Source organism: Methylobacterium crusticola (assembly GCF_003574465.1).
Classification (GTDB): Bacteria; Pseudomonadota; Alphaproteobacteria; order Rhizobiales; family Beijerinckiaceae; genus Methylobacterium; species Methylobacterium crusticola.
Window position 1 is genome coordinate 1 of sequence record NZ_QOWC01000115.1, and the last position, 21,049, is coordinate 21,049.

Below are 21,049 nucleotides of genomic sequence, written 5' to 3' on the forward strand. Positions count from 1 at the left end.
CCGCGCGCCAGCGCCTCGCCGCCGAGCCGGCCCTGGCCGAGGCGCTGGCGGCCCGCCTCGCCGCCGAGGCCGAGCGCCACCGGGCGGAGCTGGCCGGCCTCGCCGACGCCCGGGCGGCCGCCCTGGCGCGCTCCGGCATCGCCTGGACGCCGGTGATCCTGTCCTACCTCGTGGTGGTGGCCTCGATCGCCATGACCTTCTGCCTGTTCTTCGTGCGCGCGGAGGTGCCCGAGCGGCTGTTCCAGCTCATCAGCGGCGCCTACGCGGCCCTGTGGCTGGCCTTCGGGGCGGTCTACCAGTTCTGGATCGGCTCGAGCCGCACCTCGCAGGCCAAGGACGCGCAGATCGGGGCCCTGCTGCGCGAGCCGGGGAGGCGCTGACCATGCCCCACCCCGCCGGCCCCTGCGGCGCCCACCGCCTGTTCGAGTGGGCCATGGCCGTGATGATGCTGCTCGTCGCCGTGACGCTGGCCCTGCCGGGCGACACCCTGGAGCGGGCGGCTTTGCGCCCTGTCGCCGAACTCGGCGTCCCGGAGAGCGCCATGGCGGCGTGCTTCGCCGCCATCGGTACCCTGCGGGCCGCGGCGCTCTACCTCAACGGCCACGTCAACAACGGCCTGGTGCGGCCGAGCGGCGCCACCGTGCGGGCCGCCTGCGCGGCCCTGGGCGCGATGGTGATGGGGCAGCTCACCCTCGCCCTCGTGGTGGACGCGGTCTCGGCGCAGGCGCCGTCCTTCGTCATCCCGGTCTTCGGCACGCTGACCCTGTTCGAGGCCGTGTCCTGCTACGTCGCGCGGCGGGACGCCGTGGCGCGCCGGACCCCCGGCCAGGCCCGCGCTGTCCGCGAGCCGGGGGAGTGACCGTGGAGCACCTGCTCGCCCTGCTGCCGCTCCTGTCGTCGCTGCCGGCGCTCCAGGTCTTCGTGGGCGCGGTCTGCGCCGTGCTGTGCGTCGCCATGGTGCTGCGGGCCGACCGCGACCGCCACGAGGGGACCGCCGCGACGGGCGGCCCCGGGGAGGGGAGCCCGCTCCCGGGCCCGGCGGCGCTGGAGCTCGGGCGCGAGATGCGCGACCTCCTGCGCCAGGCCGCCGAGCATCAGGCCCGGGCGGCCGAGCATCAGGCTCGGACAGCCGAGCATCAGGCTCGGACGGCCGAGTGCGCCCGCGCCCTGTGCGGGGAGGTCCATCGGCAGACCGAGATCCTGGAGCGCATCGACCGCGAGCAGTGGCGGGCGAACCGGGGCGACCACCGCTGACCGGGGCCGCGCCTCAGCCCAGGACCACCACCTGGGCGCCGATCCCCACGCGGGCGTAGAGGTCGACCACGTCCTGGTTGATCATCCGGATGCAGCCCGACGAGACGCTGCGGCCGATGCTCTCCGGCTCGGTCGTGCCGTGGATGCGGTAGAGCGTGTCCTTGTTGTTCTGCCACAGGTACATGGCGCGGGCGCCGAGGGGGTTGTGCGACCCGCCCGGGACGCCGAGCCCGCTCTGGAGCTGCGACACCTGCCGGGCGAGCGCGGGCTGGCGGGCGATCATCTCCTTGGGCGGGTACCAGTCGGGCCAAGCCTGCTTGGAGTTGATCGTCGCGGCGCCCGACCAGGCGAAGCCCTGGCGGCCGACGCCGACGCCGTAGCGGCGGGCGCGCCCGCCGCCCTCGATCAGGTAGAGGTGGTGGCCGCGGGGATCGATCACCACCGTGCCGGGCTCGTAGCGCCCCCCGTAGACGACCTCCTGGCGCAGGAAGGACGGGTTGGCCTTGCGCCAGCGGAAGGCCGGCACGGGGAAAGGCTCGCCCTCGAGGGCCGCGTAGGCGCGGGGGTAGTCGATCGGGCCGTCGTCCACCGCCACGGCCGCGTTGGGGTCGACCGGGCCGCGGGGGTCGGCGGCGCGGCGCTGGCCGTAGGGATCGCCCCAGAACGGATCCTGCTGGACCGGCTCCGCCAGGGGCTCGCCCGGCGCCGTCCGGTACGGATCGGCCCCCCGGCCGCTCCCGCCGTACGGGTTGTCGTTATCGACGTCCGGGTTCCGGTAGCGTTGCCGCGAGGCGGGGAGCGGCGAGCGATCGGGCCAGGCGAGGGCGGGGCGCGGCAGCGCGCCGGTGAGCAGCGCCGAGGCGAGGCAGGTGCTCGCGCCGGTCACGAGGAGGCGGCGGTTGGGGTCGGTCATGGGTCGGCGGTACGAGGACTCGTTCACGGGACGACAATGCGCCGGACGGCGCGCCGCGCCAAGCTAGAACCGGTTGAAGACCGAAATGAGACGGTATGGCGCCGGCCGGGAAAGACGAGCGCGGCGGCGGGCCGGCCGCTGCCCCACGGCTGGCGCGGACCATGCCGCGCCGCGCCAGACCAGAGGCCGCCGCCGCCGCAGGGACGCCGCGCTCCGGCGCCGCCGAGCACCGGCGATCGTCCGCGGGATGCAGACGATCGCGCGCGATACTGTCGCGTCACCCTGCCGGGCAGCCCTCATTACCTACCTCTGTCCTCACCTAACGTTGACGTTCTTGAGTTCGCGTGTCCTTCTTCGCTCGTCACTTTGCATCGGTGATACATGACGAACGACGATCATACCCAGACGCTCGATCTGATCGGGCTCGCCGCCGACATCGTGTCGGCCTATGTGGCGAACAATTCGGTTCCCGCCTCGGAAGTCCCCGGCCTGATCGCGGCCATCCACGCCTCGCTCGGCCATCTCGGCGCGCCGCCCGCGGTCGAGCCGGAGAAGCCCGCCCCGCCGGTTCCGATCCGCAGGACGGTGACGCCCGACCACATCGTCAGCCTCGAGGACGGCCGGCCCTACAAGACGCTCAAGCGCCACCTCGCCGGGCGCGGGCTGACCCCCGAGCAGTACCGCCAGAAATGGGGCCTGCCCCACGACTACCCGATGGTGGCGGCGAACTACGCGGCGCAGCGCTCCGAGCTCGCCAAGAACACCGGCCTCGGCCAGAGCCGGCGCAACCGCAGCGCCGCCATGAAGGCGGCCGCCGACCCGGTGGTCTCGCAGCCCGATTCAAGCCGCGCCGGCCGGTCGCGCAAGCCGGCGGGCTGACCCCGGGCGGACGGGCCCGCCGCGCCCGCGTCCCGCTCCTCCGGAGGGGCGGGGCGCGGGCGCGGGCGTTCGGGGCGGGCGCCCCCGCGCGCTCAGCCTCCATTCAGGTCGTGAGCGCTTTCCTGACCGGGCTGGGCGGCCCGACGAGGCCGTCCCGTCCACGTCAGGAGAGATTGCACGATGACGCACGTCAAGGTGCCCGGGATGGCCGCCCTCGTGGCGGCCGGCCTCGGCCTCGCATCGGCGGCGCACGCGGCCCCGATCGGGATCGGCGCGACCGGGGCGCTCGCGGCGCCGGAGACCGCGACGCGGGTCGCGGGCGGCTGCGGCCCCGGCTTCTTCCCGAACCGCTTCGGCTATTGCCGTCCGTTCTACGGCCCGCGCCCCTTCTACGGGCCGAGGCCCTATTACGGCCCGGGTCCCTACTACGGCGCACGCGCCTACGGGTACGGCCCGCGCCCGTTCTACGGCCCGCGCCGGTTCGACTACGGCTACTGATCCGGGTCCCGGCCGCGGGGCCGGATCCGGCATGACGGCACGCTCCCGGAGGCGCCTCACGCCTCCGGGTCGGCGCGCGTCGAGAACCGGTCCCGCGCCGTGAAGCGGTCCGAGGGGACGGGCGCCGGGGCGCCGCGGTAGATCTCCCGCGACAGGAAGGAGCGCTCGATCTCGATCTGCTCCTCGTCGAGGTCGACGTACCAGCAGCGCCGGCGGGGAGACCAGCGGTAGTTGCGGTCCTTGAGCCGGTCCTTGAGGGCGATCGGGGCCTCGGAGGCCCAGAGCCGCACGGTCGGGCGCCGCGCGGCGTCCAGGAGGGCGCTGAGGGCGAGGCGGCCGGTGGCCCGCAGCGGCCGGGCGAGCAGCGCCAGGAGCGCCTCGCAATCGTCGATCGCCCGGTGGCCGTTGTGGAAGTGGCCGTGGTCGGCCAGCAGGTGGCCGAGCCGCAGGCCCTCGTGGCCCTCCGCCTTCCAGGGGATCTGGTGGCAGGAGCAGGCCCAGTTGCGCCGGACGAAGATCGGCCAGCGGCGCTCGCACATCTGCCGGTCGAAGCGGGCGTTGTGGGCGACGATCACCCGGGCCTCGGCGGCCAGGGCTTCCACGGCCGCGTCGTCGATCCGCCGGCCGGCCACGTCCGCGTCGGTGATGCCGGTGAGGCGCACGACCGCCTCGGGGATCGGGCCCGCGGGCGCATGGAGCTCGTTGAAGCGCTCGAGCACCCGGTAGATGCGGCCGCTCGCGCCGTACTCGAACTTGACGATGCCGAGCTCGATGACCTCGTCGACGGCGACGTCGATTCCGGTGGTCTCCGTGTCGAGGACGAGGCCGACATAGGTCGGCTCGTCGGGCTCGCCCGGCGGCGGCGCGAAGGGGCCGAGGCGGCGCAGCACCCGGTACTCCCCGGTGCGCTCCAGGATGCCGGCGATGTCGTCGAGCGCCTCGGTCACGCGGCCTTCCACCACACCCTCGTTGCGCGGACGCGCCGCGATCCGTGTCATGGCTTAGCCCGGGGCAGGGCGGCGGACCAGGGCCGGGCGGGCACGCTCCACGGGATTCTCCCGCGCCCGCCCGGGCGCCGCGGCCGGGACGGGGTGCCGCTGCGCCCGGCGCGCGCCCTACATCACCGCCCCGATCTGCCAGGGCACGAACTCGGCGTCGCCGTAGCCGAAGGCCTCCGACTTCGAGCGCTCGCCGGAGGCGACCCGCAGGATGACGTCGAAGATCTCGTCGCCCTTGCGGGCGATGCTCACGCCGTCGAGGACGTCGCCGCAATCGATGTCCATGTCGTCCTGCATGCGGCGGTACATCTCGCTGTTGGTGGCGAGCTTGATCGAGGGCGTCGGCTTGCAGCCGTAGGCCGAGCCGCGGCCGGTGGTGAAGCAGAGCACGTTGGCGCCGCCCGCCACCTGGCCGGTGGCCGAGACCGGGTCGAAGCCGGGCGTGTCCATGTAGACGAAGCCCTTCGCGGTCACCGGCTCGGCGTAGCGGTAGACGCCCCGGAGCGTCGTGGTGCCGCCCTTGGCGGCGGCGCCGAGGGACTTCTCCAGGATCGTCGTGAGGCCGCCGGCCTTGTTGCCGGGGGAGGGGTTGTTGTTCATCTCGCCGCCGTTGCGGGCGGTGTAGCCCTCCCACCATTGGATCATCTCGACGAGCTTGCGGCCGATCTCCGGCGTGGCGGCGCGGCGGGTCAGGAGGTGCTCGGCGCCGTAGATCTCCGGCGTCTCGGAGAGGATCGCGGTGCCGCCCTCCGCCACCAGCCGGTCGACGGCGGCGCCGAGCGCCGGGTTGGCGGTGATGCCCGAGTACCCGTCAGAGCCGCCGCATTGCAGGGCGAGCATCAGCGCGGAGGCCGGCACGGTCTCGCGCCGGACGTTGGCGACCGCCGGCAGCATCTCGCGGACCGCCGCGACGCCCGCCTCGACGCTGCGCCGGGTGCCGCCGGTCTCCTGGATGGTGAAGCTGCGGAAGGTGTCGCTCTCCTGGATGCCGTAGGCGCGCTTCCAGCGGTCGATCTGGAAGCCCTCGCAGCCGAGGCCCACCATGATCACGCCGCCCATGTTGGGGTTGGCGGCGTAGCCCCACTGGGTGCGCTTCAGGATCTCGCTGCCCTCGCCCTGGATGTCGTAGCCGCAGCCGGTGCCGTGCACGAGGGGGATGATGCCGTCGACGCCCGGGTAGGCGTCGAGGATCCCCTGGCGCCGAACCTCCTCGGCGATGAAGCGCGCCACGGTGGCCGAGCAGTTCACCGAGGTGAGCACGCCGATGTAGTTGCGGGTGCCGACCCGGCCGTCGGCCCGGCGGTAGCCCTCGAAGGTGGCGCGCTCGGCCTCCGGCACCAGGGGCGTGTCGCGGGCCTCCTCGGCGAAGCGGTAGTCGCGGGCGAAGTCGCCCTTGGCCTCGCCGAGGCCGACATTGTGCTCGTGCACCCACTCCCCGGGCCCGATCGGCTGGCTCGCGAAGCCGATGATCTGGCCGAACTTGCGGATCGGGTCGCCCGGCGCGATGCCGGCGGTCGCGATCTTGTGGCCGCGGGGCACCCGGGCCGAGGCGGTCACGCCCTCGACGGGGCTGCCGGGCGGGATCGCGTCCACCGCCACGACGACGTTGTCCTCGGGGCTGAGGCGGACGGTGCGGGGCTGGGCCTGGGGCAGGGGCGTTGCGGCGGACATCGGGCGAGTCTCCCGGGCTCTCAGGCGTCGCGCGGCCCTGAGCCGTTCTGGCGTGGCGCGACGGCGCCTGGTCCCGCGCCCGACCTCGTCGGGAGGTCGCGAACGGGAGCGCCGGCCGCGCGGCGATCCCTCTCCATCGAACAATTCCAACGAAGTCTCAAGGCGCCAGCGCGGCGGCCTTCGCCCGGCCGCCGAGATAGGCGGCCCGGATGTCGTCGTTGGCCCAGAGCTCCTGGGGGGCGCCGCTGAGGACGAGCTGGCCCGTCTCCAGCACGTAGCCGCGGTCGGCGACCGAGAGGCCCATGCGGGCGTTCTGCTCGACGAGCAGGACGGTGGTGCCGCGCCGGCGCACCTCGGCGATGATGGCGAACACCGCCTGGACGATGACCGGCGCGAGGCCCAGGGACGGCTCGTCGAGGAGGAGGATGCGGGGCTTGGCCATCAGCCCGCGGGCGAGCGCCACCATCTGGAGCTGGCCGCCCGAGAGCGTCCAGCCGAGGGCGTCGCCGAAGCGGCGGATGTCGGGGAAGAGCTCGAACATGCCCTCCGCCTCGTCCCGGATCTGGCGGGTCGAGAGCCCGGCGCGGTTCGAGGCGCCCAGCATGATGTTCTCGCGCACGGTGAGGCCCGGGAACACCCGGCGCCCCTCCGGCACGTGGGCGACGCCCCGGCGCACGATCTCCTCGGCCTTGAGCCCGAGCAGGGACTGGCCCTCGAACAGCACCTCGCCGCCCACGGGCTTGACGAGGCCCGAGACGGTCTTGAGCGTGGTGGACTTGCCGGCCCCGTTGGAGCCGAGCAGCGTCACGACCTCGCCGGCCTCGACCGAGAACGAGATGCCGCGCACGGCCTCGATCTCGCCGTAGCGCACGGTCAGGTCGCGGATCTCGAGCAGCGCCATGCGTCAAGCACCTCATGCCGGGGCGAGGTCGGACTTCAGGCCGACGGCCGGTCCCTCGGCCGCCTCCTGGCCGAGATAGGCCTCGATCACGGCGGGCTCGCGCAGCACCGTGGCGGTGACGCCGTCGGCGATGCGGCGGCCGAAGTTCAGCACCGTGATGTGGCTCGCCACGTCGCTGACGAGCGTCATGTCGTGGTCGATGATCAGGATCGTCAGGCCCTTGGCGGCCATCCGGCGCAGGAGGCCCGTGAGCGCGACCTTCTCGCTGGAATTGAGCCCGGCCGCCGGCTCGTCGAGGAGCAGGAGCACCGGGTTGCCGGCGAGCGCCCGGGCGATCTCGATCAGGCGCTGGTGGCCGTACGAGAAGGCCGAGACCGGCTCGTCGGCGCGCGCCTCCAGCCCCACGAAGGCCAGCGCCGCCCGCGCGCGGGCCTCGAGGGCCGCGCGCTGGTGACCCACCAGGGGGTTGCCGGGCCGCTCGGCGCCGATCACCACGTTCTCGAGGGCGCTCATCGAGCGGAACAGCCGGATGTTCTGGAAGGTGCGCCCGAGCCCGGAGGCGGCGCGCTGGTGGGGCGCCAGCCGGGTGATGTCGCGCCCGTCGAGGCGCACGCGGCCCCCGGTCGGGGTGTAGAGGCCCGAGAGCACGTTGAGGGTGGTGGTCTTGCCCGAGCCGTTCGGGCCGATGAGGGCGTGGATGCCGCCGCGGGCGACCGTGAAGCTGACCTCGTCGACCGCCTTGAGGCCGCCGAAGTGCTTGGACAGGGCCTCGACCTCGAGCACGGGGGCGGGCGAGGCGGCCTCCTGGGTCAGGACGAGGTCCTGGGCCCGGGCGGGGGCCGGGCGGCGGGGGCGCAGGCGCCGGACCTGGTCGCCGAGGAAGCCCCAGATGCCCTCTGGCATGAACACCACGATCAGGATCACGGCGAGCCCGTAGATCGCCAGGTAGAGGCCCGGGATCTCCTTGAGGAAGCGCAGCCACTCGGGGATCAGGATCAGGAGCCCGGTGCCGATCACGGCGCCGACGGGCGAGCCGACGCCGCCCAGGAGCGCCATGGTGAGGAAGACGATGGACTCGGCGAAGGAGAACTGGTCGGGGCTGATGTAGGTGAAGCTGCCGGCAAACAGCGCCCCGCCGAGGCCCGCGAGCAGCGCCCCGAGGGCGAAGGCCGCGACCTTGGTGCGGTAGATGTCGATGCCCGTGACGCCGGCGGCGAGCTCGTTGTCGCGCACCGCCCGCATGGCCCGGCCGAGGCGGGTCCGCGGCAGGTGCCAGACGAGGTAGCCGACCACGGCGAGCACGAACACGCAGAGCGCGAGGTAGCTCTGCGAATCGGCAAACAGCGTGGGGCGCTGGATGCGCGGCACGCCGTCGGGGCCGTGCGTGACCGGGATCCAGTTGATCAGCACCAGGGTGAGGATCTGCTGGAACGAGATCGTCACCATGGCGAGGTAGTGGCCGCCGAGCCGGAGCGTCGAGGCGCCGAGGCCGGCCCCGAGCACGAGGGCGAGGACGAGCCCGACGGGCAGGCAGAGCCAGAAGCTCAGGCCCCAGTCGACCGTGCCGAGCCCGACCGCGTAGGCGCCGATGCCGAAGAAGCCGGCCTGGGCGAGGTTGATCTGCCCGCACAGGCCCAGCACGACCGTGAGGCCGATCACCGCGATGGCGTAGGTCGCGGCCTGCATCAGGATGTTGAACGCGTAGCCGCTGAACGGGGTCGTGGCCGCGAGGGCGACGGTGCCGGCCGCCGCCAGGGCGTACAGGAGGCTGCCGACGGGCAGGCGCCGGGGCGCCGCGGGGGTGGGCGCCCCGGCGGCCGGGGCGGAGGCCGGGAGCGGGCGGGGCGAGCCGGTCATGCCTTCTCCGCGATGCGTTCGCCGAAGATCCCCTGCGGGCGCAGGGCGAGGAAGACCACGAGGACGATGAACGCGAAGGCGTCCTTGTAGGGCACGGAGACGTAGGCCGCCCCGAAGGTCTCGATGATGCCGAGGGCGAGCCCGCCGATGATCGCGCCGGTGACGTCGCCGAAGCCGCCGATGATGGTGGCCGCGAAGGCCTTCAGCGCGATGGTCGCCCCCATCTGGATCGACACGAACAGCACCGGCGCCACCAGGATGCCGGCGATGCCGCCGAGCACCGCGCTGTACACGAAGGTCAGCATGATCATGCCGGCGACCGGGATGCCGAGCAGCGCGGCCATCTCTTTGTCCTGCGAGGTGGCCTGGAGCTTCTTGCCGATGAGCGTGTGCTCGAAGAACCAGTACTGGAACGCCACCAGGACCGCCGTGACCGCGATGATGAGCAGGTACTGGGTGTCGAGGAAGACCGGCCCGATCAGGAAGCCTTGCGTCTCGAAGACCGGCGGCAGCACCTGGGGCTGCGGCCCGTAGAGCGCCAGCGTGGTGTTGGCGAGGAAGATCGAGGCGCCGATGGTCGAGATGATCACCGGCAGGTAGGTGCGGTGGCGCAGGGGATAGTAGACGCCGAGGTTGAACAGGGCGCCGAGCAGCGCCATGCCGCCGATGGCGAGCAGGAACGACAGCCAGTAGGGCCATTCCAGGTCGACCGCGAAGACCACCATCAGGAAGGCCGCCACCATCGAGAACTCGCCCTGGGCGAAGTTGACCACGTTGGTGGCCCGGAAGATCAGCACGAAGCCGAGCGCCACGAGGGCGTAGACGGCGCCGATGCCGATCCCGGTGAAGAGGAGCTGGAGGATCAGGTCCATGCGGTCCGCCCCGGTTGCATCACGAGATGAGCGGCCCGCGGGCCGGGGTGTCAGCCCTGGTAGAAGTCGATGCGCTTGTCGAAGACGATGCCGCCCTTCTCGTTGCGCACGACGTTGTAGCCGTGCAGGCCGTCGCCGTTCTTGTCGAAGTTGTAGGTGCCCTCGGCGCCCTCGTGCCCGCGCACGGCGAGCAGGGCCTCGCGGATCGCCTGCGGGTCGGTCCTGCCGGCCTTGTTGATGGCCATGGCCAGCACCGTGACGGCGTCGTAGGTCCAGGAGGACTGGTTGTCGGGCGCGATCTTCGTCGCGTCGCGGTAGGCCTTGCCGAAGGCCTTGGCGGCGGGGCTCGAATCCTCGGCGTAGTCGGCGACCCCGTAGGTGCCGAAGAGCGAGGGGCCGGCGAGCTTCAGGGCCGTGACGTTGACGATCGAGGGCGAGCCGACCCAGGGCGCCGTGACGCCGAGCTGGCGCAGCTGCCGGGCGAAGATGCCGAGATCGTTCTCGAAGGTGAAGTAGGAGCCGATCACCTCCGCGCCCGACTGGCGGATCGCCAGCACCACCGGGGTGAAGTCCTGGCTCTGGTTCGTGTAGCCCTGGTCGAGGGCCACGGTGGCGCCGGCCTTGCCCAGCGCCTCGGCGAGGGCCTTGGCGCCGCTCGTGCCGAAGGCGTCGGTGGAGTGGATCAGCGCCCACTTCTTCTTCTTGAGCGAGTTGACCCCGAACTCGGCGATCACCCGGGCCGAGAAGCTGTCGTTCGGGCGGAAGCGGAACAGCCAGGGGTTGCCGAGCTGGGTCAGCACCGGGTCGGTGCCGCCGAAGCACACGGGCTTGCCGGTCTTGAGGATGTCGGGCGCCATGGCGTGGTTCTGGGTCGAGCGGATCGAGCCCAGGAAGCCGACGAGGTCGGGCTGCGAGGCGAGCTTGGAGAAGGCCAGGACCGCGCCGGGATTGGTGGTCTGGTCGTCCTCGGTGACGATCTCGAGGGGCTTGCCCAGGACGCCGCCGGCCTTGTTGACCGCGTCGAGGGCGAGCCTGGCGCCGTTCAGCGCGAAGCGTCCCGCGTCGGCGCCCGGCCCGGTCACGGGGAGCACCATGCCGATCCGGGTCGTCGACCCGGCGCCCTGCGCGAAGGCGGAGCGCAGCACGCCCGGGGCCGCGAGGCCGCCGGCGGCGAGTGTTGCGGCGCTCCTCAGGAAAACGCGGCGCGTCGTCCTCATTGACGTGATCCTCCCGCCGCCGGTGCTGCGGGCCCGGCGTTGCCCGGAATAGGACACCGGCAGCGCTGCCATGTCCACCCCCCGAGGCGGAAAAACGTGCCCGCGCCCGCCTCCTGCGCCCTCGACCTCGGGCGGCCCCGAGGCCATTGTGCGGCCGGTCGAACAAGAATCGGGAGGACGCCCATGCAGATCGCCGCCGCCGGACTGACTGCCTTCGTGCGGGACATCTTCGTCGGGGAGGGCTGCCCGGTGCCGGAGGCCGAGCGGATCGGCCGCTACCTCGTGGCCGCCAACCTGACCGGGCACGACAGCCACGGGGTGATCCGGGTGCCGCGCTACGTCGCCTGGCTGCGCGAGGGCGAGGTGGAGGCCGACCGCACGCCCGAGGTGGTGAGCGACAGCCCGGCCTTCGCCCTCGTGGACGCCCATTACGGCTTCGGCCAGACCGCGGGCCCGTTCGCGACCGAGCTCGGCATCGCCAAGGCGAAGCGGAACGGCGTCGCCATCGTGGCCCTGCGCCACGCCGGGCATCTCGGGCGCATCGGCGAGTGGGCCGAGCAGGCCGCGCAGGCCGGCCTCGTCTCGGTGCACTTCGTCAACGTGGCGGGCAGCCTGCTCGTGGCGCCCTTCGGCTCGGTCGACCGGCGCTTCTCGACGGCCCCGTTCGCGGCCGGGTTCCCGGTCGCCGGGGCCGAGCCGGTCATCCTCGACTTCGCCACCTCGGCCGTGGCCGAGGGCAAGGTGCTGGTGGCCTCGCAAGGGGGCAAGCCGCTGCCCGAGGGCGTGCTGATCGAGCCGGACGGCCGCCTCAGCGGCGACCCCGCGACCCTGTTCGGTCCCCTCGACAGGCCCGAGCGCGACAACCGCAACGGCGCGGGCGCCATCCGGGCCTTCGGCGAGCACAAGGGCTCGGGGCTGGCGCTGATGTGCGAGCTCATCGCCGGCGCGCTCACGGGCTCGGGCACCGCGGGCCCCGGCCCGAAGCGGTTCTGCAACGGCATGCTGTCGCTCTACATGACGCCGCAGGTCTTCGGCTCCGAGGACGCCCTCGCGGCCGAGACCCGCACCTATCTCGACTTCTTCCGCAGCGCGCGGCCCGCCGCGCCCGGCGGTGAGGTGCTGCTCCCCGGCGAGCCCGAGCGCCGGACCCGGGCGCAGCGCCTCGCCGAGGGCGTGCCCCTGCCCGATCCCGTCTGGGAGACGCTGCTCACCGCCGGCCGGGCGCGGGGCCTCGACGGGGAGACCTACCGGGGCTGAAGGCGCGCCGCGCCGCCTTTTTCCCCGCCGCTCCCCTCGCGACAGGGCGGGCCTTCGCCCTAAACTCCCCGGGTCCGCAACGCGGACGGGAGGAAACATCCGATGAACCGACGTGACGTCCTGACGGGCGCCGCGGCCTTGGCCGCGACCACGACCATCCCGGGGGCGGCGAGGGCCGACCGCCTGCCCCTCGGCAACCTGCCCGACACGCGCTACCCCGACCCGCGGGTCGAGGTGCTCGACAAGCGCTTCCGCTACAAGGTCGGCAACGCCGCGATCGAGCGCATCGCCACCGGCTTCCGCTGGGCCGAGGGCCCGGTCTACTTCCGGGACGGCCGCTACCTCCTGTGGAGCGACATCCCCAACAACCGGATCATGCGCTGGCTGGAGGAGGACGGGCACGTCAGCGTGTTCCGCCGGAACTCCAACTACTCGAACGGCAACACCCGCGACCGCCAGGGCCGCCTGATCACCTGCGAGCACGACGCGCGCCGGGTGACCCGCACCGAGCCCGACGGCAGCATCACGGTGCTGATCGACCGGTTCGACGGCAAGCCGCTCAACGCGCCGAACGACGTCGTGGTGGCCTCCGACAACGCCATCTGGTTCACCGATCCGGGCTACGGCATCGACGGGTTCTACGAGGGCCACAAGGACAAGGCCGAGCTGCCGACCCGGGTCTACCGGATCGACGCGGCGACCGGCCAGGCCAAGGTCGCGGCCGAGGGCATCGACCGGCCGAACGGCCTCTGCTTCTCGCCCGACGAGCGGACGCTCTACGTCGTCGACAGCGGCGCCACCCACGGCGGGCGGTCCAACATCCGGGCCTTCACGGTGGAGGGGGACCGCCTCACCGGCGACCGGGTCTTCGCGGAGGGCTTCGCGCCCGGCTTCACCGACGGCGTGCGCACGGACGTGGACGGCAACGTCTGGTGCAGTATGGGCTGGGCCGACCCCAAGGAGGACGGCGTGCGCTGCTACACGGCCTCGGGCGACCTGATCGGCAAGATCCACCTGCCGGAGACCTGCGCCAACCTCTGCTTCGGGGGCCCGAAGCGCAACCGGCTGTTCATGACCGCGAGCACCTCGGTCTACGCCGTCTACGTCGAGACCCAGGGAGCGCTGCGGCCCTGACGGGGGGCCGCCGCGGGGCTACGCGGCCCCGCGGCGGCCCGGCCGGTCAGAAGTCGACGCGGTCGCCGCCCTTCAGCGCGAGGATGCCCCGGGCGTCGTCGGGCGTCGCGACCTCGAGCCCCAGGCCCTCGATGATCTGGCGGGCCTTGTGGACCTGGGCGGCGTTCGTCTCGGCGAGCCGGCCGGGGCCGATCCAGAGCGAATCCTCCAGGCCCACCCGCACGTTGCCCCCGAGCGCGACGGCCTGGGCGGCGATGGGCAGCTGGTTGCGGCCCGCCCCCAGCACCGACCAGCGGTAATCGGCGCCGAAGAGGCGGTCGGCGGTGCGCTTCATGTGCTGGACGTCCTCGGGGTGCGGGCCGATGCCGCCGAGGATCCCGAACACGCTCTGGACGAAGAACGGCGGCTTGATCACGCCCCGGTCGGCGAAGTGGGCGAGCGTGTAGAGGTGGCCGATGTCGTAGCACTCGACCTCGAACCGGGTGCCGTTCTCGGCGCAGGTGGTCAGGATGTGCTCGATGTCCGCGAAGGTGTTCTTGAAGATGCGGTCGCGCGAGCCCTCGAGGTAGGGCTTCTCCCAGTCGTGCTCGAAGGTCTTGAAGCGCTCCAGCATCGGGTAGAGGCCGAAGTTCATCGAGCCCATGTTGAGCGAGGCGACCTCCGGCTTGAAGTGGGCCGCCGGGCCGAGGCGCTCGTCGATGCCCATGGTCGGGGCGCCGCCGGTGGTGAGGTTGATCACGCAGTTCGAGCGCTGCTTGATCACCTGCAGGAACGGCGCGAAGGCCTCCGGCCGCTGGTCGGGCTTGCCGGTCTTCGGGTCGCGGGCGTGCAGGTGGACGATGGCGGCGCCCGCCTCTGCGGCGCCGATCGCCGCCTCGGCGATCTCGTCGGGCGTCACCGGCAGGTGCGGGGACATCGAGGGCGTGTGGATCGCGCCGGTGACCGCGCAGGTGATGACGACTTTTCTCGGGGCCATGCGGGCTTCTCCTTCCGGGGTCAGGGCTGGGCGCGCTTGTGCGCCATGAGGGCCGCGAGGCGGGCGTCGCGGCGGCGCGCGCGCTCCTCGGCGGGGGCGGGATCGGGGCCGCCGTCCCAGGCCGCGACGACCCGCGCGAGGGTCTCGGCGTCCCAGACCGCCGGCGGGGCCGGGTCGGCCGCGAGGCTGCGGTAGAAGCCCCCGTAGCGGGCGCCGTAATCGGCGACGCCGCCCGGGGCGTTGAGGTCGATGGTGGCGAACGGGCCGAGGAAGGACCAGCGCAGCCCCAGGCCCTCCGCCACCGTCCTGTCGAGGTCCTCCGGGCTGACCACGCCCTCGCCGACGAGGCGGAGGGCCTCGGACAGGAGGGCGCCCTGCAGGCGGTTGAGCACGAATCCCTCGACCTCGCGACGCACGATTACCGGCGCCTGGCCGGCGGCAGCGTAGAGGGTCCGGGCCCGCTCCACCACCGCCGGGTCGGTCCAGGGCGCGCCGCACAGCTCCACCACCGGCACGAGGTGGGGCGGGTTGACGGGGTGGCCGACGAGGCAGCGGGCGCGGCCCGCGAGCCTCTCGGTGAAGCGCGAGGCCACGATGGCCGAGGTGGACGAGGCCAGGATCGTCGCGGCCGGGCAGAGCGCGTCGAGCTCGGCGAAGAGCGCCCGCTTGGCCTCCACGGTCTCGGGGCCGTTCTCCTGCACGAGGTCGGCGCCCGCCACCGCCTCGGCCAGCGTGGCGACGACCCGCACCCGGCCGAGGACCGCCGCCTCGTCGTCGACGAGGCCGTGGAGGCCGAGCTGGCGCAGGGCCTCCGCGACGTGCCCGGGCGCGGCCTCGCGGGCGGGCGCGTGGACGTCGGTGAGGCGGACCGCGAAGCCCGCGCGGGCGAAGACCACGGCCCAGGAGCGGCCGATCAGCCCGGCTCCGACGACGGCGACGGTTGGCATCAGGGGTCTCCGCTTCGAGGCGCGGCCCCGTCGGGGGACGGCGCGAAGATCACAGCCACAGCACCTTCCGGCGCAGCGCGAGGTCGTCGCGCAGCGCCTGCGAGGGGCCGGCATGCATCACCCGTCCGCGCTCCAGCGCCACCGTGCGGTCGGAGAGCGCGAGGGCGAGGTCGAGGTTGTGGTCGACGATCACGATCGAGACCTCCCGGCGCAGGGCGTCGAAGGTCTCGAACAGGCTCTCCACCACGGCCGGCGCCAGGCCCTCGAAGGGCTCGTCGAGGAGGAGCACCCGCACGTCGCCCGAGAGCGCGCGCGCCACCGCGACCATCTGCTGCTCGCCGCCAGACAGGTAGTCGGCGGGCGTGCGCCAGCGCTCGCGCAGGCGCGGGAAGTAGGCGAGCACCCGCTCCTCGTCCCAGTGCACCCCGTTGCCGGTGCGGCGCTTGAGGCGGCCGAGCTCCAGGTTCTCGGCGACGCTCATGCCGGCGAACAGGCCCCGCCCCTGGGGCACGTAGCCGATGCCGGCCCGGGCGATCGCCGCGGCGGAGCGGCCGTCGAGGGCCTCGGCCCCGAGGCGGACGTGCCCGGCGGCGTGCGGGGCGATGCCCGTGATGGTCTTGAGGCAGGTCGACTTGCCGGCCCCGTTGCGCCCGAGGAGCGCCACGATCTCGTGGCTGTGCACGTCGAAGGTGACGCCGTTCAGGATGTGGCTCTTGCCGTAGTAGGTGTCGACGCCCTCGAGCGCCAGCAGCACCTGCGCCTCGGCGGCGCTCGGCCGGGGGCGGGCCGCCATCGCGGCGGTGCCCGAGCCGATGTAGACCTCCTGCACCCGCGGGCTCGAGCGGGCGTCCTCCACGGTGCCGTCGACCAGGACCGTGCCCTCGTTCATCACCGTGACGGCGTCGGCGATCTGGAAGACGCGGTCGATGTCGTGCTCGACCATCAGCACCGGGACCTCGGTGGAGACCCGCTTGATGATGTCGCCGATGCGCCCGCGCTCGGCCGCCGCGAGGCCCGCCAGCGGCTCGTCGAGGAGCAGCACACGGGGCCTGGTGGCGAGCGCCACCCCCATGTCGAGCAGGCGCTGGCCGCCGTAGGAGAGCGAGCCGGCCTCCGCCCCCTCGAGGCCCGCGAGGCCGAGCCAGCGCAGGATCTCCCGCGTCTCGGCCGCGACCGCGGGGTCGGAGCGCGCGTCGCGCCAGGGGTGGAAGCGCCCGGCGTGGCGGCCCTGCACGGCGAGGCGCACGTTCTCCTCGACGCTGAGGGCCGGGAACAGGTTGGTGATCTGGAACGAGCGCCCGATCCCCGCCGCGCAGATCCGCTCCGGCGACAGGCCCGCGATCGAGCGCTCGGCGAGGGTCACGGTGCCGGCGTCGGGCCTGAACATCCCGGAGATCAGGTTGAAGGCGGTGGTCTTGCCGGCGCCGTTGGGGCCGATGAGGGCGTGGAGCGTCCGGTCCCGCACCGCGATGGTGACGCCGTCCACGGCCCTGAGGCCGCCGAAGCGCTTCGAGATGGCGCGCGCCGCCAGGATCGCGCCCTCGACCACGCCGTCGGGCCGCAGGAAGGCCGGCAGGTTCTCCGGGGCCCCGGCCCGGCGGCCCGCCATGGCGGCGTCCTCGCGCGCCTCCGGGCGCACGAGCCGCAGGAGGCGGCGGCCGATGCCCACGAGCCCGTCGGGCGAGAACACGATGAAGCCGACGAACAGGAGGCCGAACCAGAACAGCCAGTCCGAGGTCCAGATCGACAGCATCTCGCGGAACAGGATGAAGAACAGGGCGCCGATCGCCGGCCCGGCGAGGCTGCGCATGCCGCCGATCACCACCATGGCGAGCAGCTCGCCCGAGAACGCGCTGCCCAGGGGCTCGGCGGAGGCGAAGCGGTGGGTGAAGACCTCCAGGACGCCGGCCAGGCCCGTGATCACGGCCGAGACCGTGAAGGCGAGGAGCTTGTAGCGGTTCGTCGGGTAGCCGAGGAAGCGCGCCCGCTGCTCGTTCTCGCGGATCGCCTCCAGCACGGTGCCGACCGGGGAGCGGCGGAAGCGGGAGAGGCCGTACACCACCGCGAAGCCGAGGAGCGCGACGACGCCGTACCAGGGCCAGGGAGTGTCGAGGTCGAGGCCGAGGACGGTCGGCCGCACCACCCCGCCGTAGCCGCTCTCGCCGCCCGTGAGCGCGGTCCAGCGGTACGCCACCGTGAACGAGAGGGCCGAGAGCGCGAGCGTCAGGAGCGAGAAGTAGACCCCGCGCCGGCGCAGGATCAGCAGGCCGAGGAGGATTGCGGCGAGGGCCACGACGGCGAGGGCGAACAGGAGCGGGGGCAGGATGGAGCCCGGGAAGAGGGTGCGCTGGCTGATCGCCGCCGCGTAGGCGCCCAGGCCGAAGAAGGCCCCGTGCCCGAAGGAGACGAGGCCGGTCTGCCCGACCAGGATGTTGAGGCCGAGGCACGCGACCGCGAACACCACGACGTCCGTCGCCGAGGTGAGGGTGAGGCCGAGCGCCTGGAGGGCGAAGGGCAGGGCCACGAGGGCCGCCGCCGCGAGCGGGAGCGCGAGCCAGTCCTTGTGCGCGGTCATGATGGCTACTCGAAGCGCAGGATGCGCTCGCCGAACAGCCCGCGGGGCCGGACGAGCAGGATGATCGCCATGAGGGCGTAGATCGCGGCCTCGGCGAAGCCCGGGTAGACCAGCACCATGAGCCCGCGCACGACGCCCACGATGAGGGCCGCCGCGACCACGCCCCAGAACGAGCCGAGGCCGCCGATCACCACCACCACGAAGGCGCCGGTGAGCACCTCGGCGCCCATGGCCGGGTGGACGCCGGAGATCGGGGCCAGCATCACGCCGGCGAGGCCCGCGAGGCCGACGCTGATCACCACCACGCTCGCCATGTAGGGCTTGAGCGAGATGCCGAGCGCCGCGACCATGTCGGGGTTCTGGACCCCGGCCCGCACCACGCGCCCGAAGGTGGTGCGCTGGAGCAGGAACCAGATGCAGGCGACCGCCACGATCACCGCCGCCAGGATGGTCAGGCGGTAGCGCGAGAGCACGAGGTCGCCGACGAAGATCTGGCCGCGCAGGGCCTGCGGGATGCCGTAGGGCAGGGGCGGCGCGCCGAAGATCATGCGCAGCGCCTGCTCGGCCACCATGGCGAGGCCGAAGGTGAGGAGGAGCGACAGGATCGGGTCCGAGCGGTAGAAGCGGCGAAACAGCAGGCGCTCGACCCCGAGCCCGATCAGCCCGACCAGCACCGGCGCGGCGACGAGGGAGCCGCCGAAGCCGAGATGGGGCGAGAGCACGATCGTCAGGTAGGCGCCGATGGCGTAGAAGGCGCCGTGGGCGAGGTTGACGATGCCGCCCAGGCTGAAGATCAGCGACAGGCCGAGGGCGATCAGCAGGTAGATCGCGCCGAGGAAGAGGCCGTTCACGACCTGCTCGACGGCGAGGGTGAGGAGAAGCACGGTCGGTCCCGCTCGGCTGACGGAAGGATCCCCCCTCCGCTCCGGGAGGGGGCGCGTCGCGGCCTCTCAGCCCTCGAGCCTGCAGGCCGCCTCCTCGGCCGTGGGGGCGAGCACTTCCATGTCCTCGTTCGGGCCGGGGATCGCCGGCGTCGAGGAGAACAGGTCCCACTTGTCCTTGACCTGGTCGGCGGGCAGCGCCGTGATCGCGTACATCTCGCTGATGAACTGGTGGTCCCGGGCCCGGAAGTAGCCCGGGCGCGGCTTCTGCACGTCGAAGGTGGCGCCGCCCTCCAGGTAGGAGACCAGGGCCGGCCCCTCGGTGGACTTGGTGTCCGCCATCGCCTTGGCGACGATCCGGACCGCGTTGTAGTCGCCCCAGGCCTGGTTCTCCGGCGGCTTGCCGTACTTCTTGGCGAAGGCGGCCACGAAGGCCTTGGCGGAGGGCGTGTCGACCTTGTGGTGCCAGAGGCAGGGCCAGGTGCCGGCGAAGTTGCCGGCCCCCGCGCCCCAGGCGAGCGCCGTGTCGAAGCCGAAGCCGGCGACCGGGAAGGGCAGGCCGTACTCGGCGTACTGCTTGAGGAAGTTGGTGATCTGGTTGCCGGCGAGGTTCGAGATCACGAGGTCGGGCTTGGCCTGGCGGATCTTGATGAGGTAGGCCGAGAAGTCGGTGGCGTCGGTCGGCACCAGCTCGTCGGCCGCGAAGGTGCCGCCGTTGCCCTGCATGAACACCTTGGCGACCCGCAGGAGGTCGTGCCCGAAGGCGTAGTCGGCCGTGAGCGAGTACCATTTCCGGCCCTTGACGAGCCCCTTCTCGGTCAGGGAGCGGCCCACCGCCTTGACGTACATCGAGTTCGCGCCCTCGACGTGGAACATGTAGCGCTTGCAATCCTGCCCGCGCAGCGCGTCCGAGTTGGCGCCGGTGTTGAGGAAGATCGTCCGGCCGCGCTGCGCCACCTGCCCGATGGCGAGCGCCGAGGCCGACGAGATCTCGCCGACGATCGCCGCGACCCGGTCGCGCTCGACGTAGCGCTCCGCCTTGCTCGACGCGGTCTGCGGGTTGACCGAATCCTCGGTCATGAGCTCGATCCTGCGGCCGTTGATGCCGCCCGCCGCGTTGATCTCCTCGGCGGCGAGCTGGGCCGCCATCACGGCGTACTCGCCGAGCGGCCCGAGGAAGCCGGTGCGCGGAGTCAGGTGGCCGATGCGGATCGGCCCGCCCTGCGCCCGCACGATGCCCGGCATCGCGAGCGCGGCCCCGGCCGCGAGCCCACCCTGGACCAGCCGGCGGCGCGTCGGCCGACGGTCCGTCGGAATCTCTCCGTGCGTCATGGTGCGTTTCCTGCCGAGGATCTCACGGTCGAACGGCTTGCCGTGATCTGTGATCACACTTAAGCTGGCATCAAATCGGGCGCCTGTCGAGACCGTTTCGGCAGGACGCCCGTCCCCGGCGAGGAAGCGGCTTGGACGGCGCCATCGGCAGGATCGACCGCTTCGAGCGCGTGACGCTCGGCACGCGCGTCTACGACGCGCTGCGCTCCCTCCTGATCGCCGGCGAGCTCGCGCCGGGCGAGCGCCTCTCCCTGCGCCGGGTGGCCGACCAGCTCGGCACCTCGATGATGCCGGTGCGCGAGGCGGTGTCGCGGCTCGTCGCCGACGAGGCCCTCGAGGTGCTGCCGAACCGCGCCGTGAGCGTGCCGCTGATGGATGCGGCCAAGTTCCGCGAGCTGACGCGGGTGCGGATCGCCATCGAGGGGTTCGCGGTCGAGGAGGCCGCCCTGCGGTGCGGGCCGGCGGACCTCGCGCTGATCGCCCGGCACGACGCGGCCTTCCGGTGCGAGGCGCTCGCCCCGGCCCCCGACCTCGAACGGGCCGTGCGGGCGAACAAGGAGCTGCATTTCGCGGCCTACGCGGCGGCCGGGCTGCCGTCCCTGCGGGCGATCATCGAGGGCCTGTGGCTGCGCATCGGGCCGGTTCTGAACCTCGACATGCGCGTCTCGGCCCGCCGCCTCGCGGAAGGGGGCGCGGAGGCGCACCACGCCCGACTGGTGGCGGCGCTGCGCGCCGGCGACGCAACCGCCGCCCGCGCCGCGCTCGTCGCCGACATCACCGGAACCGCCGCCTTCATCGAGGCGAGCGGGCGGCTGCCGCCGTGAGCGGCCGCGGCGGGGGAAGCCGCCCCGTTCCCCCGTCCGGGCGTCCGGCGGGTCAGGGGCTTT

General features: G+C 73.0%; 19 protein-coding genes and 1 pseudogene. 8 read left to right on the top strand and 12 right to left on the bottom strand.

The features are described 5' to 3' along the window. The 3 genes and pseudogenes from DT057_RS35590 to DT057_RS23500 all read left to right on the top strand — a co-directional run. Positions 1-380, top strand: a pseudogene (locus DT057_RS35590) (hypothetical protein); the annotation flags it as partial. Between the two features lie 2 nt (positions 381-382). After that, a complete protein-coding gene (locus tag DT057_RS23495; RefSeq protein WP_128564529.1) occupies positions 383-859 on the top strand; it encodes a hypothetical protein in 477 nt (158 codons plus the stop codon). Continuing rightward, the gene (locus tag DT057_RS23500) at positions 856-1,254 is read left to right on the top strand and encodes a hypothetical protein (protein ID WP_128564530.1); all 399 of its coding nucleotides are present in this window, start codon (positions 856-858) and stop codon (positions 1,252-1,254) included. The genes DT057_RS23495 and DT057_RS23500 overlap by 4 nt, the downstream gene beginning before the upstream one ends. Before the next feature lie 13 nt (positions 1,255-1,267). Here DT057_RS23500 and DT057_RS23505 read toward each other — a convergent pair whose 3' ends face one another. Further along, positions 1,268-2,167: a L,D-transpeptidase gene (locus DT057_RS23505; protein ID WP_128564531.1), complete on the bottom strand. Its 900-nt coding sequence runs from the start codon at positions 2,165-2,167 to the stop codon at positions 1,268-1,270. A gap of 381 nt (positions 2,168-2,548) precedes the next feature. Between DT057_RS23505 and DT057_RS23510 the strand changes: the two genes are divergently transcribed. Together DT057_RS23510 and DT057_RS23515 are read left to right on the top strand one after the other, a co-directional pair. Then, on the top strand, positions 2,549-3,046 hold the full coding sequence (locus DT057_RS23510) for a Ros/MucR family transcriptional regulator (RefSeq protein WP_128564532.1): 498 nt from the start codon (positions 2,549-2,551) through the stop codon (positions 3,044-3,046). 180 nt (positions 3,047-3,226) lie between these two features. Beyond that, positions 3,227-3,544, top strand: coding sequence for a GCG_CRPN prefix-to-repeats domain-containing protein (locus DT057_RS23515; protein ID WP_128564533.1), 318 nt, complete (start codon positions 3,227-3,229; stop codon positions 3,542-3,544). A gap of 56 nt (positions 3,545-3,600) precedes the next feature. Here DT057_RS23515 and DT057_RS23520 read toward each other — a convergent pair whose 3' ends face one another. From DT057_RS23520 to DT057_RS23545, 6 genes are all read right to left on the bottom strand, one after another. Next, positions 3,601-4,491, bottom strand: coding sequence for a 3'-5' exonuclease (locus tag DT057_RS23520; RefSeq protein ID WP_128564554.1), 891 nt, complete (start codon positions 4,489-4,491; stop codon positions 3,601-3,603). A 168-nt stretch (positions 4,492-4,659) separates the two neighbouring features. Beyond that, positions 4,660-6,213 (bottom strand): UxaA family hydrolase, encoded by a 1,554-nt coding sequence (locus DT057_RS23525; RefSeq protein ID WP_128564534.1) that lies wholly within the window; start codon positions 6,211-6,213, stop codon positions 4,660-4,662. Between the two features lie 157 nt (positions 6,214-6,370). After that, positions 6,371-7,114, bottom strand: a complete 744-nt coding sequence (locus DT057_RS23530) for an ABC transporter ATP-binding protein (RefSeq protein ID WP_128564535.1) — start codon at positions 7,112-7,114, stop codon at positions 6,371-6,373. 12 nt (positions 7,115-7,126) lie between these two features. After that, positions 7,127-8,971 (bottom strand): branched-chain amino acid ABC transporter ATP-binding protein/permease, encoded by a 1,845-nt coding sequence (locus DT057_RS23535; RefSeq protein WP_128564536.1) that lies wholly within the window; start codon positions 8,969-8,971, stop codon positions 7,127-7,129. After that, the gene (locus tag DT057_RS23540) at positions 8,968-9,843 is read right to left on the bottom strand and encodes a branched-chain amino acid ABC transporter permease (RefSeq protein WP_128564537.1); all 876 of its coding nucleotides are present in this window, start codon (positions 9,841-9,843) and stop codon (positions 8,968-8,970) included. The genes DT057_RS23535 and DT057_RS23540 overlap by 4 nt, the downstream gene beginning before the upstream one ends. Before the next feature lie 50 nt (positions 9,844-9,893). After that, entirely contained in the window at positions 9,894-11,060 is a 1,167-nt protein-coding gene (locus DT057_RS23545) for an ABC transporter substrate-binding protein (protein WP_128564538.1), read from the bottom strand. Between the two features lie 183 nt (positions 11,061-11,243). Between DT057_RS23545 and DT057_RS23550 the strand changes: the two genes are divergently transcribed. Together DT057_RS23550 and DT057_RS23555 are read left to right on the top strand one after the other, a co-directional pair. Beyond that, positions 11,244-12,317 (top strand): malate/lactate/ureidoglycolate dehydrogenase, encoded by a 1,074-nt coding sequence (locus DT057_RS23550; RefSeq protein ID WP_128564539.1) that lies wholly within the window; start codon positions 11,244-11,246, stop codon positions 12,315-12,317. 102 nt (positions 12,318-12,419) lie between these two features. Next, positions 12,420-13,451 (top strand): SMP-30/gluconolactonase/LRE family protein, encoded by a 1,032-nt coding sequence (locus DT057_RS23555; RefSeq protein WP_128564540.1) that lies wholly within the window; start codon positions 12,420-12,422, stop codon positions 13,449-13,451. A gap of 46 nt (positions 13,452-13,497) precedes the next feature. On the opposite strand, the gene kce is transcribed toward DT057_RS23555, so the two are convergent. From kce to DT057_RS23580, 5 genes are all read right to left on the bottom strand, one after another. Then, the gene (kce, locus tag DT057_RS23560; RefSeq protein ID WP_128564541.1) at positions 13,498-14,427 is read right to left on the bottom strand and encodes a 3,5-dioxohexanoate:acetyl-CoA acetone transferase; all 930 of its coding nucleotides are present in this window, start codon (positions 14,425-14,427) and stop codon (positions 13,498-13,500) included. A gap of 20 nt (positions 14,428-14,447) precedes the next feature. Continuing rightward, positions 14,448-15,374 carry a 3-hydroxyacyl-CoA dehydrogenase gene (locus tag DT057_RS23565; protein WP_128564542.1) on the bottom strand — a complete coding sequence of 309 codons (927 nt, stop codon included), beginning with the start codon at positions 15,372-15,374 and terminating at the stop codon, positions 14,448-14,450. A gap of 49 nt (positions 15,375-15,423) precedes the next feature. Further along, positions 15,424-17,949 (bottom strand): branched-chain amino acid ABC transporter ATP-binding protein/permease, encoded by a 2,526-nt coding sequence (locus DT057_RS23570; protein WP_128564543.1) that lies wholly within the window; start codon positions 17,947-17,949, stop codon positions 15,424-15,426. Positions 17,950-17,954: 5 nt separating this feature from the next. Continuing rightward, the gene (locus tag DT057_RS23575) at positions 17,955-18,833 is read right to left on the bottom strand and encodes a branched-chain amino acid ABC transporter permease (RefSeq protein ID WP_128564544.1); all 879 of its coding nucleotides are present in this window, start codon (positions 18,831-18,833) and stop codon (positions 17,955-17,957) included. A gap of 66 nt (positions 18,834-18,899) precedes the next feature. Further along, positions 18,900-20,162 carry an ABC transporter substrate-binding protein gene (locus DT057_RS23580; RefSeq protein WP_128564545.1) on the bottom strand — a complete coding sequence of 421 codons (1,263 nt, stop codon included), beginning with the start codon at positions 20,160-20,162 and terminating at the stop codon, positions 18,900-18,902. Between the two features lie 131 nt (positions 20,163-20,293). Here DT057_RS23580 and DT057_RS23585 point away from each other — a divergent pair, with 131 nt between their 5' ends. Beyond that, entirely contained in the window at positions 20,294-20,986 is a 693-nt protein-coding gene (locus tag DT057_RS23585) for a GntR family transcriptional regulator (protein WP_128564546.1), read from the top strand. The last annotated feature ends 63 nt before the right edge of the window (positions 20,987-21,049 follow it).